The organism is Lacticaseibacillus boliensis, from assembly GCF_054784775.1.
This window is the reverse complement of record NZ_BAAIHN010000041.1, coordinates 1-20,735: the sequence shown is the minus strand read 5'-3', so window position 1 is coordinate 20,735 and position 20,735 is coordinate 1. Positions and strand designations below refer to the sequence as shown.

Annotated in this window: 7 protein-coding genes; 1 reads left to right on the top strand and 6 read right to left on the bottom strand. The window is 53.5% G+C overall.

The features are described 5' to 3' along the window. The 4 genes from ACYVRB_RS12595 to ACYVRB_RS12580 all read right to left on the bottom strand — a co-directional run. A partial coding sequence (locus ACYVRB_RS12595) for a mucin-binding protein (protein ID WP_461215814.1) occupies window positions 1-1,573 on the bottom strand: 1,573 nt, incomplete at its 3' end. 66 nt (window positions 1,574-1,639) lie between these two features. Then, complete coding sequence (locus ACYVRB_RS12590; RefSeq protein ID WP_461215813.1) at window positions 1,640-4,054, bottom strand: MBG domain-containing protein; 2,415 nt, start codon at window positions 4,052-4,054, stop codon at window positions 1,640-1,642. A 725-nt stretch (window positions 4,055-4,779) separates the two neighbouring features. Beyond that, entirely contained in the window at window positions 4,780-9,024 is a 4,245-nt protein-coding gene (locus ACYVRB_RS12585; protein WP_461215812.1) for a SpaA isopeptide-forming pilin-related protein, read from the bottom strand. Between the two features lie 36 nt (window positions 9,025-9,060). Beyond that, window positions 9,061-9,954: a hypothetical protein gene (locus ACYVRB_RS12580; protein ID WP_461215811.1), complete on the bottom strand. Its 894-nt coding sequence runs from the start codon at window positions 9,952-9,954 to the stop codon at window positions 9,061-9,063. 480 nt (window positions 9,955-10,434) lie between these two features. Here ACYVRB_RS12580 and ACYVRB_RS12575 point away from each other — a divergent pair, with 480 nt between their 5' ends. Then, entirely contained in the window at window positions 10,435-11,454 is a 1,020-nt protein-coding gene (locus ACYVRB_RS12575; RefSeq protein ID WP_461215810.1) for a DUF916 domain-containing protein, read from the top strand. A gap of 75 nt (window positions 11,455-11,529) precedes the next feature. Here ACYVRB_RS12575 and ACYVRB_RS12570 read toward each other — a convergent pair whose 3' ends face one another. Both ACYVRB_RS12570 and ACYVRB_RS12565 read right to left on the bottom strand, forming a co-directional pair. Beyond that, a complete protein-coding gene (locus tag ACYVRB_RS12570; RefSeq protein WP_461215809.1) occupies window positions 11,530-15,204 on the bottom strand; it encodes a SpaA isopeptide-forming pilin-related protein in 3,675 nt (1,224 codons plus the stop codon). A gap of 313 nt (window positions 15,205-15,517) precedes the next feature. Further along, a complete protein-coding gene (locus ACYVRB_RS12565; RefSeq protein ID WP_461215807.1) occupies window positions 15,518-20,599 on the bottom strand; it encodes a prealbumin-like fold domain-containing protein in 5,082 nt (1,693 codons plus the stop codon). Between the last annotated feature and the right edge of the window lie 136 nt (window positions 20,600-20,735).

Sequence of the window (20,735 nt, the reverse complement as noted above, 5' to 3'; positions counted from 1 at the left end):
TTTCCGGACTCGTCACTTCATTGTAGGCAAGTTGCGGCGTGTAGACTGTTTCGCCAGTCTTACTGTCGGTCGTCGTCTTGTACGGAACCGTCTGCACGACATCTTCTGCGGCTTTCGTGCCATCGGCGTAGACAAAGTGGATCGTCCGCGTCGTTGTCGCTGTCCCGTACGTGATTGGATCAACGTCTAATTCGTATTGGGCATAGTCACCATCAAAAGCATCCGTGACAGTTTGCCCAACAGTCGCCACACCATCATCACTCCCATCAACAAAGTGTAAGGAGTTTGGGTGAAGAACATAGCCGGTAGGAATTAGCGCGATATCTGCGTCGGATGGTGTCTCAGGAAAATCAGTATCCGCCAATGTATCTGCGTTATCGGTATATGTCTTATCCAAATCGGTAAAGGCAACATATTGATCGTTACCATCGGCATCCACGTAATGTGCTCGCGCGTGGATGGTTGACTGCCCTGTGATTGCGATGCTGGCTGCTTTGTTGACAACAGCGGGTGTCCCTTTACCCATAGAAAATGATGTCGACAGATAGCCAATCTTGCCCGCGTCCTCGTTCATGTTAGTCGTAGTCCCTGCGAGGATGATCCGCCCAGTGGTGACACCAGCCGGCAAAGATGGGAATGCCAGTGCCACAGACCGAATCGTTGACCAGTCCGAACCCACCTGATCAGCCGTGACATAACCGGTCAAATCAGGCGTTGCTGCTGTCAAATCAGCACGCGAGGTCGAGTAAAGCACCTGCGCACCGCTGAGTGAAACAACCGTACCAGCCTGAGTCGTTACCTGCTGTGGCAACGTCACTGGTCCCGTCAAATTGAAAGTATAGGTCGAGCCTTGATCATCGCCGACTTCCGGAAGATTGAGCACAGAGGTCACATCATAGACATCAGTACCACTGATGTTCATGACCGTGTCGTAAAACTTCAACGAATTCGTGCTGTTTTTATCGATTGTTGCATTGGTTGTTGCAGATAGATCATCACCCTGAGCCATCCCATAGGCATAAGTTCCAGAAATCGTATCGATCTGCCAGTCCTCAGTACCGACTAAAATCGCGTTGGCGTCGCCCATCGTTTGAGACAGATCCGTCACCTTCTGGGTCTGGACGAGACTGGTCGTTGGCGAAGTCACATAGGCATACCAAGGATAGCTACCCACCATCGCATCCGGTGCGTTGTGTAGTGCCAGATGTAGCCGTAAGTTCCAATCATAAGGGCTGACATCGACAGACTCGCCCGTACCAGTGAAGTCGACCTTCACCACAGTATCGCCATTGTCGGCGACGCCTTCGGTGATGACCGCACCTTGCGCGTTCTCAACGCCATCAACGACGAAGGCGGTAGGCACATCAAAATAGAAAATGGGTTCGTAAACAGAATACGTATTCTGCCCCAAGTTGCCTTCCGCGCCCCAGATGCCGATGATGCTACCTTGCCCCTTGCCAGGCGCGGTTTCGGTATGTGAGAAGTTGCTGGCGACATTAGGCCATGCGATTGGGCCAGATACCGTTTGGGTAAATGAGTTAGCGGCACCAAAATCTCCGCCAGCTATCGACATGTCAATGGTACCGGTCAGCTGATCGCCGTTTTTGACCGCGGTGCCGTTATCATAAGTTTCCGCCAGCTAACCATCGAATTTGAAAATGCCAGAGGTTGCCCCTGGCGCCAGGCTGTCAGGCGTAAAGACCGCCGTGCGAATGTTACCCTTGCTGGTCACGGTACCGCCTGGGGCAACCGTGCCGTTTTCAGTACTCCCATCTACCAGGGTCAAGACGTACCCGTAGCTTGTGGTGCCAGGCATATAGAGTGAATTCGAGGCGCCAGCTTCCGGCACCTCGATCTTATTGACCTGCAGGCCGTCTGGCACCGTCATTCGGATAGCGACAGCATTGGAAGCCGCTGCCGCGTGATACTGGAAAGAATACTGCAATACGGTGGCAGGATCATCAGATAGATCTTGATCCAAAATCAACTGCTTCGCGTCAGCACCATTGTTCCCGTTGGCCACTGTGACCAGATTGGCCCCTTGGTTGCTTCCTGTGCCTAAAATGACACTCTTCCAAGGGTCAGCTGTATACGTCTTGGTCGTACCCTTATCGTCGATTTGTTGCACCATCGTTACAGGTCCGGTAGCGATCAGCGTCGTGTCGGTAGCTACTTGCGTCGTATCAAAATGACCGGCAATCCGGTAGGCGGGATCGCCATCATAATATTGCGAACCGGAACCTTTTGGCACCTTGATGATAACATTCCCACCAGCACCGCCGACTTGCGTAATTGTGGTGGTGTCGGTGTTCCCCGTGTTGTATGCACTCCCAGGCGAGAATTTATTGATCTGATTCGTCAGGTCCTGATTCAACACGAAGCCAGCCGGTACCGGGACTGTGATTTTCGTTCCATAGTTGACTGCTGAGTTGACCCGCAGTGACTGATTCTGCTGATCGTATACGCCATCGCTTTCATTGACCGCCACTTCCCAGACATAATCGGTGTTCGGCAATAGACCAGCCACGCTGGTATTTGGGTGTGTCTGCGTCGGTGTGTCCAAGAAGGCTTGCGGATCGACTGTTTGCGTGAACGATGTTGACCCTGTTTTGTTGTTGTTGACATATACATCTACAGTATATTTGGTGTCACCAACTACCAACAACGCCTGTCCAGCATAGTTGTCTTGCAGGCTAAGCGTGACGTCTTGCGTATAGGTCCCTGCCTGCTTCATCGTGTCAGTCACCGTGATTGTCCCATCTGGGTTGGTCACCTTCTCGACGGTACCAACGGCAGCCGAGCCGAAATCCTGAAGCGTACTCAGCGAAAATACGCCATTAACAAACTGCTTGGTCGGTGTGGTCGGTAGCGTGAAAGTCACCTTGTCACCCGCTTCAACCGTCATATTCACGGTCAGTGTGAACGAGCCAGACACCCCTGACCCGTATCCAATTTTATCCGTGGAACTGGTAATCGTGGCTGTCCCGGTACTCTCTGTGCTCATGGCCGTGATTATTTGCGGCTGACCGGTTGCTTTCAACGCCGCCTCGGCAGCAGTCTTGGCCTTTTCGATATCAGCTTGTGTCGCCTCACCACCTAATGCCGTCACTGCCGGTGTGACTGCGGTCGTTTCGTTGAGCTTGGTGGTTGGTGTTGTGACCGTTGGCGTCTGGGAAATGTCGACTTGACTGGTAGTAGCTGTGGTCATGTCTTGCTTGGTTGTTGTTTTAGCCGCAGTTTCATCGTCTGCTATAGCGTGCTTCGCGGTTGTTTGCGGCGCTGTTGTGGCATTTGTCTCCTGTTTCGTTGTCGCAGTGGGACTTGCAGGTTGTGCCTGCTTCGTCCCATTCTGAGTCGTTGCCGCTGTGGCGGTTGCTTGCGTCTGTTCGGTAGCGGCCGACGCTGTTGCGCTAGTCGATGCCGCTTGCTTAGCCGTTGTCTGCGCTGCCGTCGTATCATTTGTCTGTGCCTGCTTGACAGCAGTCTGAGTTGCGGTTGGCTGTGCCTGCTTCGTGGCAACCACAGCACTCGTATCTGCGCTGGCTTGTCGATCATCAGCCGCGGCCCCAGTGTCTTGCGCCGTGGTGGTAGTTGCAGTCTTCTTCGCGTCCGCGTTCTCAACCGTCAACGTACCAGACTGAACGTTTTGCGCGGTAACCTTCGCCCCAGCGTTGGCTGCCTGCAACGCGGCCAATCCCTGGGTACTCAAAGTGGCGGTATACGTGCCCGGTTTGCCCGCTACCGCTTCTATGTTAAAATCTTCCGCTGTCCACGTTGGCGCGCTCCAGCCACTGGCCAGGGTCACCTTAGGCAGTTGCCCGGTGAGACTCGTCACTGTCTGACTCTGAATCGTCGCTAACGTGCTGGAGGCTGGCGCCGTCTCGGCCGTGGCCGCATGAACAGAAGAGACTGGCTGTGCAAGGGCAAAACCGCCCCCGAACAACAGCGAGATCCCAACCGCGGTCCAAATTTTGCCTGCCTTGAACATCTTGTAATGACGCTTTTCCTGATACAGGGCGCGTTGAAGCCGTGTATTCTGTTCTTTCCTTTGCATCTAGCCCACTCCAATCGGCTACACTCAAAGAAAAAAGTTCCCCCAAGAACTATCTTTATATGATTAATTGTAAATCAATTTAATAAATAATCAATATTTTTAAGCAGAAATATTCGTTTGTTTTGACAATTAAATTAGTACCTACAACGCCTTAGTACAGGCTTTTAGTAGCACTTTTGGCAGATAACATGTCACCAGCTGTCATAAGAATATTTTGATTGGTTTGCAACTGATATGTATGGCTACCCATCGGCAATCACAGCGCCATTCAAAGGTAGATTAAGTAACAGAAGACACACCAAAGTCGCGTTACGGCTTCGCAACGCGACTCGAGTTTATGGGTAACTCAAATAAGGGGTGCTTCGCTCTGTGTACCTGCCACAAGCCACGACGCCGCAGATATTAATCGGACGACCTCGTATACCGACGCCAAATATGGGCTCCTCAAGACGACGCTGAGCCCTGCCCCCCAAACCTCGAACCGGTGTCGCAATATCGGTACCGAGAACAGCCGCTACGGCAATTCTTCGCAATCAAACAACGCTTCGAAGACACCATTTCCCCTTCTACAATCCGCGCGAACAACGCCGCATCGCAGAAGGCGAACGCTTGTGGCCGGAAGCCGACCTGCACACCTACACGCAACTCGGCGTGCTGACGCCGCCATAACCACAAAGCACCGGCACCTCGCAACTTTGCGAAGTACCGATGCTTTTATCGTGCGATCAGTTTTGCGGTCCGCCGACAACCAGGTTCCATGTCATGGCGGCATGATAGTTGGTATCAGGCCATCCTTGCCCGCCTGGTACGTGCAACTTCACCTGATTCGTCTGCCATGCGGCGCTGTACTCACCGGCGGTTTGCCCGTCGGCTTTGAGCATCGGCGTGGTACCGCCTAATGCCGCCTGCAGATCCGGTGCAGCCAACAAGTCAGACTGTTGCTGCGGAGTTGCCCCGTCTTTGGTCAGCGTGCCTTGCCCGTCACCAAACAGCAGGCTGGCACCTTGGATCGTGTCGACACCGTTGCTGCCGGACTCAGAAGTCAGCGGGTCAGCTTGGAGCTCGACCGTCCAGCCGTCGGCGTATTGGCCTTGCTGAGTGACGCTCACGCCGATGCTGTTCGGATCATTGGTCAAGGTCGTCGTCGGCGTGGTTGCGCCTTCGAACGTCGCGAGGTTCGTGGTGTCACTGAGCAAAATGTCTTGCGCACCGGTCTGAATCGGGTGGACACCGAAGTTCAGATCGAGCTCATTGTTGGCAGGCAGATTGCTGAACTGCAAGTCAGTGATATTTTCAAGCAGGTAGTAGGTGATGTCACTGCCACCCTTGTAGTATGTCGTCACCTGGCTTGATGGTAGATCGCCTACTGACAACTGGCTAGCCGTCGCAAATGGGATTGCCGAATTTTCCGGTACCCGCTTCGGATTAGTGAACCGCGTATAGCCTTTCCCACTCGTGTAAGTCAGCGCGAGATCTGGCGTCGTCGTGTCGACTGGTGAATAGCCGTCCGGTGCGGAAACTTCATGAACGACCACTGTACAATCTTGATTGACACCAATCGCATCACGCTTGTCTACCAAGGTGTTGGGATCTGGCAAAGTGATTACCCCACTCTTTGGTACAGTCAGTTCTGCTGACGTGTAGGCTTTATCCCCTACCTTAAACGTCATGGTAAACTTAGCCCCTGGCAGCATCCCTTGATCAGTGCCGTCGTCCTTGATCCCACGAACAGTCAGCGTGTCGTGGCGCATCGTCACCGCGAGATTGCCGCTAGTATCGCTGGAAACGAATTTGTCTGTAGCCTGCAACGGATTGGTGGTCGCCCCGGTACCGTAAACACTCCAGCCAGCTGTAGCTTTTCCGCCCGCAAAGGTAAACTTAACGAGCCGCGAGATCGGGGCGGTGTACTCACCGTTTTCGTTGCTGACATCAAGCCGGACATCAACGGTGCCGGTTGCGGCGGCCGAGTCTAAGCCTAGTGCTGTTGCGACTTGGCTGGCAGAAACCGTCGCCTTACCGTTGCTGTCTGTCTTTACTTTCAGAGGTGTGCCGCTCTCGTCCGGATTGCTGAGCGTGAGGTCAATGTCGCCAACCGGTGTGTTGGGATCAGTCAGCTTCAACGCCACCATGTTAGTGGTGATAGTCGACGTCTGTTCAGGATCCTGGATCGTCAACACGCCCGTTGTGGCGTCGAGCTTCGCATTCATATAATTGGCTTCGTTGTGGAGCTTAAGATCGGCTTTCCCTGACCCATATGCATAAATATTGCCCTTGGTCCAGCCGATATACCACGAATCGAGTTTACCCTTGGTATAGCCAGCTGGCGGCGTTTGCTCGGTGACGCGGAAGAACCGCGTCGTTGCACTGCTTGCAGCAGGGGTAAAGCTGACATCACCGTTGGCATCAGAGGTCACACCCGTTGTCGCTGAGCCGACCTGGTTAACACCATCCATTTCCTGGAACATGAACTTGGCGCCTGCAAGGCCCTTAGTTGGGTCGCTGGCAGAGACTTTCTTCAGCCTGATCGTTGTGCTATTATCGACCGCCTTCTTAGCATCGCTGAAGTTCAAGATGCCTTTACCATCGGTATCCTTTTCGACCCGCAAGACTGTCTTGCCCGCAAGATTTTTTGCGCTTTGAGCCGCAGGTGTCTTGTTCGACTCACCAGCACTACCAACAGCGGTCACGCCTTTGTCTGCGCTCCACTGAAAGTACATCACAGAATTATCCAAGACGTAACCATCTGGCGCCGTTTTTTCTTGAATCGAGAACATCCCGCTGGTTAATCCGGCCAGTGGCGTGCTCGTAATTTCGCCATTAGTTGTCTTCACCGTGAACTCATCGCCTGCTGGGTTGTCGACCTTTCTCACCGTAAAGGTTGCCGTGCCGGTGACACCTTGGGTTGGATCGGCCTGATCGGTTTTTTTCATCTTAAAGCTGGCGGCAACTTTCGGAGTCTGAGGATCTTGGATGGTCAATAATCCATCTTTGACGCTGGCCAGCTTATCGGTACTGGTCGTTGTGGTGGCGCCTTTGGTTTCGCCGACTGCGGTGAAGCCGGTGCCTTTGGTCCAGGTCGCATAGTAACCAGTTTTGTTACCAATGTCGTAGCCGCCTGGCGCTGCAGTTTCGGTGATGTGGAATGTGCGCTTGGTTGTTGTGCTGTTGCTATCGACCGTCAATTGCGCCTTGCCGTCGCTGTCGCCGGTGGTGACGTCTTGGGTCTTCAAGGCATCATTGGTGTTATCGACTTCTTCAACATTGAACTTCGCGCCACCAAGGGTTTTAGTCGGATCCTCTTTGGCGACTTTTTGAATGTTGATCTGCGAATCGGTCGCCTTCGTCTTATGCACCGTGAGGGTCAAGACCTGGCCGTCATCACTGATTGCCGCGTTCTTGGCACCAGACGCAAGTGCGAGCTTGTCGTCAGTGCTGCCAAGCGTCATGGAAAAGTCGACGTCAGCCGTGTAGCCTGCTGGTAGGTCCAACTTCGAAAACGCCTGGATCCCTTCGGCGTAGTAGAACGGTCCTTTTTTGCTGTTGTCGTAATCGTTAGGCAACAGTTCCCCGGTACCGTCTGTGCCGGTGGCCGCCTTCATATACGCGCTGTCGCCGGCGGTCGCGTTCTTCAGCGTTAACTTGGCCCCGGGGACTGGCTTGCCGCCATCGTCATCGACAACTTTAATCTTTTTGACCTTGTACAAGGCCACCTCAAGCGTCGTACCGTTAACTTGCCACTGACCCTTCTTGGCATTGCCATCGCCAGGCGTATTCAACTGGAAGTGGCCTGTGTCATCGAACGTAAAAGTCGGGATCCCGTCAGGCATGTAGTAATTGTCACCCTTTAAGCCGGTCTGAATACGGATAAACCGATCCTTCGTGCCACTGACCGGATTGTACGGAATCAGCGAATACGTCTTGCCAGCTTCAAATTGCTTTTCGGTACCAGCAATCACAGTCCCCTTGGTAGCATTAACTTGGTGGAAGTTTTCAAACCACGCCGGCTCCGTGTTGGTCGTTGCCTGCGCGCCACCCCAGATCTTTGCGTCATATGGTGTACCAGCAAGCACAGCCATGCGCAGATGTTCCAGCGAATAGGTCGGGCTGCCAGATTGGCCAGTAGAGTTATGGTTATAGATGAACGAGTAGAGATCTTTGCCGGTGTCGTCGGTTTCCTTCATGTAAAAAAGCGGAAAATCCGATATCCGGTATAGAGACGTACCGTTATCTTGATCCTTTGTTATGGAATGGGGATCAAGCCGTAATGTACTACCGTCGATTTTTGTCCCCGTCGTCGGCGGGGTTGTCGTACTCGACCCGTTAATCACAACCGTCGCGGCGCTGCCATCACCTAAGGAGACTGGGGTATCGTTGGCGGCTTTACTACCTAAATAACTTGGTGTTAACTGGACGCCACTGTCACCAGTCGCTTTTTGGGCCTTCAAGGTCAGTGGCACAAGTTGCGAACCGGTCGTCCCTTTATCCCATTCGACCCGCAGACTGTTATCGTCATACACCCAGATACGGTAGTCTTTGCTCCCATCGGTATATTCGTAAGCCTTATATCCATCTTCGGTAACAGGACTCTTGGCCGTTAAGCCCATCGCTTTGGTCTGGTCCGCTGTGGCATCAGGATCAAACGTCAAATTGTCCCCCAACGCTTTCGATGAGATACCAACTTGCACGTCACGATAAGTCGTCGGATAAGCATCGAGTTCTGCCATCAACAGCATTGGCACCTCGTCCCCAACGCCAAAAGGATTCTTCGCGCCTGGCGCCAATCCTAGACTCAACCCACTGGTATCGATCGGGGTATCTGGATTGTCCGTTGGCTGATTATCTGGGTTATCCGTCGGCGTATTATCAGTATTGTTTGGTGGCGCGACTTCGTCGATCGTATGGCCGCCTTCATCAGTCCCACCAAAAGTAACGTCGCCAGTATCGCCGGTGATGGCAAATACCATATCCATTGTCCAACTGGCATCCATATTTTTACCGGCCGTGACTTACACTTCATCCTTAGCGACATTACTCCAGTCGAAGTAAAAGCCTTTATCATTCAAGGCTTTTTCGAATTCAGATTGCAGTGGGGTGACGCCAGATTTGCCGTCTGCCCCCTTCCAACTGATAGTGAATGAGTCCCCTTGGGCAATCTGTCCCAGCGTGCCATTAGGTAGTTTGCCGTCCACCATCTTCCCTGTGAGCGCGTTGGTCCCTGTAACTGATAAGGTGACTCTATAACTCGTAATCACCCCGTTATTGTTTTTCGTCGGTGTCAAGCCAGAGGTTTCCAGGTGGATGACTGAATCACTGTTTGCGTCAGTATTAGTCGTTGAATCTGGCGGCGTCGAATCAGTCGGCGCTTTGTACGTTCCCAGCACCTGTTGGGCGTCCATTGTTCCTGGCGCCTTCAGCGTTGCGGCGCCAAGGACAGCGCCACTAGGAGTAAGGCCATCATGCAAGGTTAATGCCGCCCCACTGCTGAGGCTGGATTTGACCTTAAAATAGACCTTCACCTTGGTGCCCGGGCCCACCGGGCTGACATGAACGGAATCGTTACCGTTAACGTTAACTGCCACCACGGCGCTCGTCCCCATATTATGCTCAGTTGTGGTTTGATCATAGGTCAGCTTTGACGCATCATAACTCAACGTAAATGGCCCGTCACTGTCTGGCTGTGGCGTCACAGTAATGGCTGCGGTATCGCCGGCACTGTACCCATTCTTATCCGCTAAGAGCATCCCGTTTTGGCTGGTGCTGACCCCTGCCGCATCCGTCAACAGCAACGGCGCCGCCGCGCTCATCTGCGCAAAAATCGTCACAATCGTCGCAAACGCGTAGACGAAGCGCAGCCACAGGCTCCTATCTGATTTTTTTTGATGTTGTGGTTTGTTTATCATGATCTTCTCAACCCTTCCATCCCCGATATGGACATGTTCCTGATTTCATCATACCGGCTGGGTACACAAGATTATTACCATATTTATTAAAAAAACTTTGCCAAATCTAAAAGTATAGTCCGATATATGTGTGATTACCGGATTTTATGGGGTAAGTACATCTTTATTCATAATCACGAATATAAAAAATTAATTCACAATATCCATTGCTAAACTCAATTGCCAACAAAAAAATTTGACTCATTATGCTATAAAAACTGTTTGCCAAAACTGGAACCTTGCTAAACCGGCATCCGCTCGCCAGTCAACCACACCAGATAAGCCTTGTCCGGCCGCGGTTCTGCTCGGTTTGTGCAACCGCAACAGACATCGCCTCTCCCTGTTTTTCAATCCAGTTGATGCTGTGGACTCCCACCTTAAAGCTGGTAAAATGAAGCTATGCCAGGGAGGGCTGCCTCTCTGAATCCGGAGGTTGGCGTGATGAAAAAATTCGTCCTTTTATTCCTAACGACATTAATGGCTTTGTTGTGGCTGCCTGTACACCAAGTACATGCGGCGACGCCGGGGTTTGCGGTGGCGACCCAGCCTGCTACCAACCAGATCGATCCCAAAGCCAGCGCCTATCAGCTTCTGGTGTCCCCTAACCAGAAGCAGACGCTCAGCCTCACCATCAGCAACTATACCAACGGCACCCACCGCTACCGCGTCGCTGTCAACCGCGCCACCACCAATGCCAACGGCCAGATAGACTACACCCGCTATGGCGTCAAGCCACCGGCAAACTCGCAGGCCAACATTGAGCAACTTTTCGACAAACCCAAGACCGTCAGCATTGCCCCGCGCAGTGAAAAAAGTGTGACCATACACTACACCGCACCCGCTAAACCGATCACCGGGATCTTACTGGGCGGCCTGCAGGTCACCTGCTTAGACAGCAACGTCGGCACGCAGCCCAGCGGGGTCTCCAGCCAGGTCGCTTACATCACCGCCGTTCAGTTGCAATCCATGAAATCCGTCGCACACATGACCCCCGACCTGAAGATGGCGAACGCAACGGTTAAAGCCGCCAGCACCGGCGTGATGCTCTACGCCAACATCACCAACCCCTTGCCGGTCATCCAAACCAAGATGGCCTTCACCGCCAAGGTTTATCCCGTCGGCAAGAAGCATGCCGTCTTAACGCGCAAGCTCACTGACACGCGCCTGGCGCCTAACAGCACCATGCCGTTGCTCTTGAACACCACGCCCAAAGACCTCAAGTCTGGCGACTACAAGGTCGTCGTCGATGCAAAGCTCCCGAATAACCAAGGTCGCTGGCATTTTAGCGACACCGTTCACGTCACGGAAGCCGTCGTCAAAAACACCGATCAGCAATCCGCCAACCAGCGACAACACCGCCTGCCGCTGTGGGTGATCGGCCTGCTGGTCGCCGTCGCCGCGTTGCTTGCGTTGGTTGCCATCTGGTTGAAGATGCGCAACAACGACATCAAACATAAGTAACCTCACAACAAAAAGTGCCGGTGTGTCACAACCCCTTCAGGTTGCGCCACACCGGCACATTTTTTTGGTGCACATTCAATTATGCGAATCTGTGTCTTTGACCACTGTCCAGGTCATCGTCGCACGATAATCTTTATCAACATTACCGCTTAACGCCGGCAAGTTGAGGTGGATCTGCGAAGGCTGCCAGAGCATCTGGTAGGTCCCAGGGGTTGATCCGGTAGCACTCATTAATGTCGTGGCGCTGCCGCCTAAGTTGGCGGTGGCAGTCGTCGCAGGCGTCGTCTGTGCGGTCCCGTTGAGATATTGCTGGCCATTCTTGAAGGTCATCGTCGTCCCAGCGGTGCTGGTGTCTGTGTTATCGAAATCACTGACACCTACCTTCAACGCCCATTGCCCAGTGATGCCGGCTTGTTGTACCGTCGCGCCGACTTGATTATTGCCGGCAAGCGTCGTGTTCAACCCGTTGCTGGTGCCTTGATATGTCGCGAGGCTGTCATCGCCAGCCGGTGCACTCGACAGTGGCAAACTCTGCGCCGTCGGGCTGATCTCGGCCTTGCCGAAATTGAACACCTCCGGATAGCTGGTCAACGTGGCGTCTGATTGCGTCTGTTGATAGACGATCTGGCTGCCGCTGGCCATTGTGGTACTCTCCCCTGTCATGCTATTGGTGATGTGGAAACTGCCTTCGAAGCTATCTGTGCTGACGGTATCGCCTTGCCAATGCTGCCGCAAAACTGTCGTTGCAGTCCCCGCTGGTAACGCACTGAGGTATTCGGTCGTGGCAGTATTCGTGCCAGACGCGCCGGTATTAGAAAAACCGTTGGTGGACGAATACGTCAGCGTCTGCGTCATGCCATCATGGGTGACTTGCACGTTATATGACTTGTCCGGTTGAAGCTGGCTGGCCACGGCGTTGACCGCTGGTGCCAGACTAGCCGTGCCGCTCGCCGGCACCGTAATGCTTTGGGTCGCGCCAAGCTGGGTGGCACCATCGAAAAACGCCACTGAATAATCACCGGCAACCCCAGCCGTCGGATCCATGATGTCTTGGGCCCGTAACGCATCGCGGCGCAGGTAGATGTTCAAGGCTCTGGGCACCGAATCAGTGGAATCGATACTCTGCAAGCTACCGTCGCTGGCCCACAAAGGGCTACCATCGGTATTGTAGGCTATCGACAAGGGATCGCCATTAATAGAAAAGCCGTCGAATACCCCACCTGTTGGCGGCAGGAACAACACATTATGCGGTGCTGGGTCAGATACGTCAGCGTTGCCACCGTTGAGTTGCGCCTGCGACGCATCCACAGTCATCACCAGCTGCTTCATTCCTGAAGCAGCCTCAAGATTCTGACCGGTCAACGCCATCATGTTCAAGACGTCCAATGACACGTCGCCCTTGTCATCGGTCACCCGCGTCAACGTTTTACCACTACCACCTTGCATACTGAAGGTGACTTTAACGCCTGCCAAGCCTTGCGTTTTCGTACTGCCAGGCGTCGTCATCAACGCGTGGATGGTCGCCGCTTTGGCGCCGGCAAACTCCAACTCCTTCATGGTCGTTGAACCCGCAATCGAGCCAACGGCGACGACGCTGTCGGCGGTGGTGGTCAACTTGCCGGTCGTAGCGCTTTGATAGTCCGTCCCGACGTTAATGACGCCTTTGGCCGCACTCCAGGTGAAGTAATAATCGTTGTCGTTACTGCCATAACCGTCCGGAGCTTTGGTCTCGTGAATCTTAAACACCCGGACTGCAGTGGCCGATGCGGAGTTGGTCACGTTCAGTTTCGCCACACCGTCAGACCCAGTGGTGATAGGCTGAGAATCTCCTACCGGTTTCCCGGCAGCCGAATATTCCGTAACTGCAAAATCTGCGTCGGGAAGCCCTTGAGTTCGGTCGCCAATGACGACCTTCTTCAGTGTGATGGTCTGGTTGCCTGTCGCCTGCTTCGGCAGCCCATAAACCAGCATCCCGCCGGTCGCCTTCAACGTCACGCCGGTGCTGGTCGTAACGCTGGTTTGCGTCAAGTTCGTCCGGTCAGTGCCGACCGCGGTAACGCCGCTGCCGGTATCGTATTTGAAGTAATATGGCTTGCTGTCGGCAACATAACCGGCTGGTGCGTCGCTTGATGTGATTTGGTAGACGCCGTTTGTCAGCGCCTTATCCGACCATGTGGCCTTGCCACTCGCGTCACTGGTCAGCGCCTTTGACGGTGTCGTTGCGGCGCCGCTGTCGCTCACTTTGGCGACGTTCAGCGTCCCAGACAGCGGGGTGTTGGCATTGTCCGCCGCCACCAACTTGGTCGCCAGCTGCTTTTGTTGTAGCGTGACGGTCAGTGTCTGTCCAGAATCATCGACGCTGGCGGCTTTGTTGTTGCCACCATCAATGCTGAGCTTGTCCGTAGCCGCATCCAATTTCACCGTGAAGCCACTCACGCCGCCGTTTAGCGCATAGTTGTCTGCGTTGGTGCCACTGAGGCTGACAAACTTCTGGTCGCCCGCAGCGTAGTAAAACGGCCCGGTTTTGGCAGAATTCGTCGAATCCTTGAAGTCGTTAGGCACCAGCAAGTCACTACCGTTGTTGGCAGCGGAGCCGCTTTGATGCTTCTGGACGTCGCCGCCTTGCGTACCTTTCATCCCCGACAGATTGACAGTAACGCCTGTCAGCGGATGCCCTTGCGGATCGACGACCTTGATCACCTTGGCCTTCAACGCGTTGTATTGCAACTTCTTACCCACCACCGAGTAGCGCCCGGCGACGGCATGGCCGTCACCGTTATTGCTCGGATCGATCGTCATGTTGCCGTTCAAATCTAGCGAAAACGTGACACTGCTATCCGGCATATAGTAGTTGTCCCCATTCCAGCCGTTAGACGAGCGGTAAACCGCCCCGCCGGCATTTGGGATCTGATTATAGGAAATCAGCGTGTATTTGACAGTTGGTAAGAACTCCGCCTTATTCGTCCCCACCGTCCCGTCGGCATTGACCTTGACGAAGCTGGTGAAGCTTGCGCCAGGCGTCTGGCTGGATTGGGCTTTGAGGCCGCCGGCATTTGCGTAATCATCATGGTTGACGATCGTTTTCCGCAACTGGTTGGCGTTCTCGTCTGACGCGAAACCTGTGTTATAAGCGAATGCGTACATCTTGGTGAGGTCATCATAGAGATACCCATAAGGATAATCCGCCACCGTGTACTTGCTTGTGCCACCAGTCCCGTCGTTGGCGACTGATAAGGCGGTCAAGCCATAATCAGCAGTAGGAAAAGTCTGCGCTGTCGTCGCCAGCGTCATGGCAGTCGAACTACTGCCAAGCGTAGCGGTGACGACTGTGGCGCTACCCAAATCAGCATGCACGCTAAGCACCAACTTAATCGACTTGATCGGCGTCGTCCCGACTTGGGTCACCGTCACCTTGCCTGGCGTACTGGCATCGATTTTTACCGAATCGGTCGACAGCGACGACAAGCCGTTGGCACTCAAGGTCTTTTGCGGATAAAACTGCAGGTTGTCCCCACCGAGATCGACGGTGATCTTATCGCCTTGTGCTGGGGCTGAGTTGGTCAGTGTCAAGGTCACATTGTCGCCAACGCCATATTTGGTTTGGTTGTTTGCTGTACTCATCCCAACTGTACCAGCCGCATGGGTCGGCTGAGGCGCCACAAAGCTGAGGTTGGCGAAAATAGCAAAAACTGCCATCAACATGTAGATGATCCGCCGCCAGCCTGACGCCTGACTCCCTTGTTTGTCCATCTGCACAACCTCCCTTATCTATCCAATTCACACCGGGCTCATCTGTGCGTATCGTTACATCAACGATTGCGCGCATTATCCCTATCAATATCTTCATTATACATGGCGAAAAATCATCTGCTGTGCAACCTTATAAAGAAATCCTTCCAAATTTTGGTTTACTTATATAGTTAGCACCATTGATGCCTACGATTTGCGCGATGATTTGCGGATATAGACTGTGCGTCTTTAGTATACGGTAATGCTGGGGTTAGTAACTGCTTATACATTAAAAAAGCACCCAGGCCGCTAAGCCTAGGTGCCATACAAACTTTTAGTTGTTGCCGTCAGGCGCATCGAGCACCCGCGTCCAAGTCATGTTCGACTGGTATAACGCGTCGGCGTTGATCCCTGCACCGGCTGGTAGATGGAGCGAGACCCCACTGGTTTGCCAATAGGCGGTATAGGTGCCAGGAATATTGGACACTTCACCAGCTGTGTTCACAGCGTCTTTTTGGTTCATCATGGTTTCACCAACGCCACTACCCAACATGATCGTGTGCGCTTTTGAAGGCAACGCAGCAGGATTAAACGAGTCTTGCGTGCCGCTCGTTGACTTGGTATACATTCCCCCGTGATTCTCGGCAAAATCGATCGTGCTATTGTCGACTGTCGGATCGGTTCTACCGTTGACCGTGAATGCCCCCGCTGTCAGATCAACATGCCAACCGTCAGGATAACTCCCAGTCTGCTTGAGCCGAACCCCGAACAGCGATGCACCTGGATTGGCGCTCTGCACAAAGCTGTCGGACAACAGCGTCGTCGGAATGCCACCAGCTAAGTTCTCAGGATCTGAATTGTCTTGCAGCGGCAACGACTTGGCCGTCGGCTGGTTAACCTCAGTCATCCCGAAGTTCATGTCGTTGCTGTCTGGTATATCAACAAAGCCGACATCAGGTTCTGCCCATGGAAAGTCATAAACCACCTGGGTCCCGACCCCGACATTATTCTTCAAGAAGGTGTTGACCGTCTGAGTCGTCACGTCGTTAGTCGTGTTGGTCCAATCCATGGTTGGGATCGTGCTGCGATCGACCGTGCCAGACGTTGGTGCCGTCGACAGATAATCTGCCGTCGTGCCGCTAAGGGCAAAGCCAGCATCAGGCTGGACCCAACCGGTACGTGCTTGATAGGTTAGCGTGATCGGATCGGTCACCATCGTCATGTCAGGCGAACCCCACGTCTGCTTGATGGTCATCGTGAACTTACTGGTACTGTTAACGTTCATCGCGGTCAATGCCGTTTTCCCGAAGGCACTGATCGGATCAGGCAATTTCACCAACCCGTTGGTATTCGTCGTCAACGTGCCGGTGACTGTTGCCCCAGTGCTGTTAGTCATCGTGTACCCGAACGTCGCGTTGACGTCGTGTTGATCGTTGCTGGCTTGTGCACGCAGGACATAGCGCCGGAAATACACGCCTAACTCGCCGGCCTGCAACTGGCTAGTGCCGCTGAGGGCAGTACTGCTGGATGGACTGATTTTGGCATCCTTGTCAAAAATCTGTTGCGGGTCCGTCGCGGTATTTTCACCAGGAACGCTGAAGCCTTTTCCGAAGGTGAAGTTGACCTCGTGGGTATCTACACCGTTATAAGGGTAGCTACCTTGACTCGACGTCGTCCCAGCACCATCAGCATACATCTTGAACGAATCTGTTTCTGCGGTAGCCGGCATTGTGCCAGCTTTGCCACCGAGGATCTGGGTGTAGATCGTCTGCCCGGTCATCCTCAACTTACCGGTGCTATCGGTGAACGGCGAGCTGCTGGCGTAAATCGACTGGTTGTTGTTTCCGACGTAGACGAACTGCGCCTTAGCCACTGGTTGGTTTCGGCCAGAAGCAGTCGGTGCATTGCTCATCGCATTAATCGTGTAGTATTGATCTAACCCGAGGTTGATGATGCTTTGCTCGGGATCATCCCCGGTAGGAATCGGCGAATTCATGACAGAGGCCACGCTATCCGGCGTCTTCTGTGAGAATGTCCCGTCAGCTGTCTTGCTAACGCTGATCACCCCTTTGGCACCAGACCATTTCAGGAAATATGAAGTGCCTGCAGACAACGGCTGATATGGCTGAATCTTACTATCCGTAAGTGGGTTTTTAACCGATAGTTTAAACGTCCGTACCTTATCTGGTGACTGGGCGTTGATGATTGGGCCAGCAAAACAAGCTGTCCCAGACCCAGGAGCATTATAGGCGCCAGAAGTAAACGCCGCCCCTACCGGCGTGGTGCCATTGTACTCTTGGAACGTATAGTCGGGACCGGAGTTCTCATCATCAACGGTCTTACCAAGATCGAACATCGCAGATTGGCGAATCACGATTCGTTGTGGCAACATAACCGTCATTGAACCATCACTGTTGACTTTGTATGCACCACCATCACCGATACCGCTATTTGATATTTGCGAGGTATCATTTGGAAGACCGCCAACAGAAGTAGCGCCTTTGGCTTTCGACCAGCGGAAATACATCTCGGAGCTTATTTTCGAATATCCAGGTGTTGCCTTGGTTTGTTCGATTTTAAAGGTTTCAATATCAGTTGGCGGGTTTGGCAGATCAATGTTGATGTTCCCATCGGCATCGCTGGTTCCGGTATAAACGTCGCCAGTATTGAGCCGAGTAATTTTGAATGCCGATCCTGCCAAGTGATCGGTTCCTACACCCCGAAAACCATTTTCATTAACCACGTTCAGCTTGATACTGGACTGCGCCTTGAGCGTATACTGCACGACCTGCCCGGCATTACCGTCGCTGTCGGCGGTGATCTCTGCGCTATTGGCAACCGGTGTCGCAAAGCTCAGCGTGTCTGCCTTGGCATCGAGCTTCAACTCGCCGCCGGTGGCTGGTATATCAACCTTGTTGCCGCTGGCGTCAGTGATCTTATCCAGCGTCAGACTACCGCTTGGCCAGGCAAAAACATCCTTGTTCGTCGGGATCAGTTCGCCTGTACCGTCACTACCGGTCGTCGCCGTTAACACGTCCTTGCCAGTGCTGTCTTTGAAGGTCGCTGTGTCGCCAGAAAGCGGGTTGCCGTTAGTGTCTTTCAACTTCAACAGCTTGACCTTGTTCAAAACGACCGAGGCCGTTTTGCCGCTGGTCGTGACCGCGTTAGTCAGCGTTGACCCGTTGCTCTGAGAATCTGCGGCAATATCGCCACCAGATGCCGGCGCATACAGTTTCACGTTACTGTCGTTGACATAGTAGTGATAAGCATCGGTACTTGCGGCTGCACGTTGCTTCATCGCCGTGTTTTGGATTGAATAACCCAACAGCGGACTGGTCAACAGATACCCTTTGGTAACCGCATTATTGATCTGATCATAAAGATCACCTGACGAGATCGAAATCGGTAGTGGCTTGGTCGTCCACAACGGCTGCACGACCCCATACCCAGCACCGTTGGTCGCATCCCCTGACACTTCTTTGGCGGTCGCCATACTGCTGTCGCCGTTGTCAAACGCCTGGCCAGGAACGATGCTGACATCAACTGAAGCCGGCTGCATGAAGTCGCTGGCTTTGCTGTTTGGGTTCAAGATCAGACCCGCCAACCCGTCATAAGCTTCGCCGTTAGACATAATGTTGACCCCTGGCGTTGCCGGCAAAGCGGCGCCGTTGATACCTTGGCCAGCCGCGTTGACATAGCGCCAACGATAACCGGTATCGCCGGAGAAGCTGCTGGTCGGATTGTTCTTGATGACCAAGTTACCAGCATTATCGATCATGGCATTGGCGGCACTCTTGGCCGTCGGGTTCGTGCTGTCGCTCGGGTCACTGCCATTCACATCGCCGGCAGTCACCGCGGTGAAGCCGCTACCTTGCACCCACTTGGCATAATACACATGCGGATCGATCTGGTAGCCGCTGTGGGACTGGGTTTCTTGAACCTTGACGACCCGAGTCGCGGTCGTGCTGCCAGTCGGCAACGCGACGCTGACCATGCCATCGGTGCCGGTGGCATCAGTCGTGGTCCCCGCCAGCGGATCGCTGGCCTTGTCTGTGGCCGGTTCCGTAACATAAAACTTCGAACCCGCCAACGCGGTTGTGCCGTCTTGGGCGGTTTTCTTGATTGATAGTGTCGTCTGGGCTTTGGTCAGCTTCTTATCCGCGAAAACCAGGTGGCCGTCGCTATCGACCGACACCTGATTGTCTGCAGTCTTCTTGTCAGTTGGGGTAGCGTTAGCGTCGGTGCCCACATCCGTGAAGCCACTGCCGAGTTTCCACTTGGCATAATACGTCGTCTTGTTTGCCGCATAGCCGTCTGGTGCCGTTGCTTCTTGAACCGCAACGATCCGCGAAGAGGTCGAGCTTGTGGCTGGCACAGTCACGCCTGCCAACCCGTCGCTACCAGTTGCTGCGGTGGTCGTTGCCTTCACCGGATCGGTCGTACTCTTGTCGGTCACACTGAACTCCGCACCAGCCAAGGCGTTGCCGGTATCTGTATCGGTTTTCTTGATGGAAAAGTTCTTCTGTGCGTCGGTCAAGGTACTCTTATCGATGACCTTGAGCGTGATGGTTTGTTCCGTGCGCCCACCATAGGTCCCGTTCGTGTCGGTGGCGCCGACCACATCGTTATTCGTCACACTGAGCTTGTCCGTTTTTGTATCTAATTTCAGCGCAAAGTCGCTGGCCGGTAAATAATACTTGCCGGCATCACTGCCTGCAAAAGCGATGTTTTGGAACGCCTGGGTACCGTCGCCAGTCCCTTTGCCCCAATAAAAGCCCGCTGCCGCGCCACTTGTTGCGTCGCTTGACCATGTCTTCGGGACGATTTCGCCGGTCCCGTCAGAACCTGTCGTCACCTTCATATCGGAGAAATTAACCGTGGCGCCGGAAATTGGATTATTATTCTGGTCAACGATCTTCACCCGCTTGACCTTGTAGACATCCGCGATGATCTGCGTGGCGCCGGCATTGGTATGCCACTGTCCAGGAACCGCACGTCCATTGGCGTTAGACGTGTCAAGCGTGACATCTCCCATGCCAGTGAAGGTGAAGGAAGGCAACCCGTCCGGCATATAGTAAACCGCACTGAGATTGCTTGATGAGCGTGTGAATGTTGTCTCTGCGCCTGCGACCGGCTGATAAGGTTTCAGCGTGTACTGCTTACCGATTTCAAATGGTAGGTTGGCAGACGTCGGCACCCCGCTGGCACTCAATCTGACGAAGGGTTCAAAGAATGGAAAATAGTTACTGGTTGAGATCGAGGCATTGTAGCCCCAGTCTGTCGAAGCCCCCATCAGCGCTTTGTAGATCGGTGACAGATCGGTCCCGGCATCTGTATTTCCGTTATGAACGACTGAATACCACTTGTTATTGGCAGCATCGGTTTGCTGAACAGAGAATAGATATTTGCCCGCCATCTGATAAAGCCTGGATTATTCACCTCGGTATTTGGGACATGAAATCGCATCTGGCCGGTCTGAAAGCAACGTTTGGAGCGTTGCGAATACTGACTGAGCGGAGAAGTTGGTGATCGATGCACCACGAACAGACCGA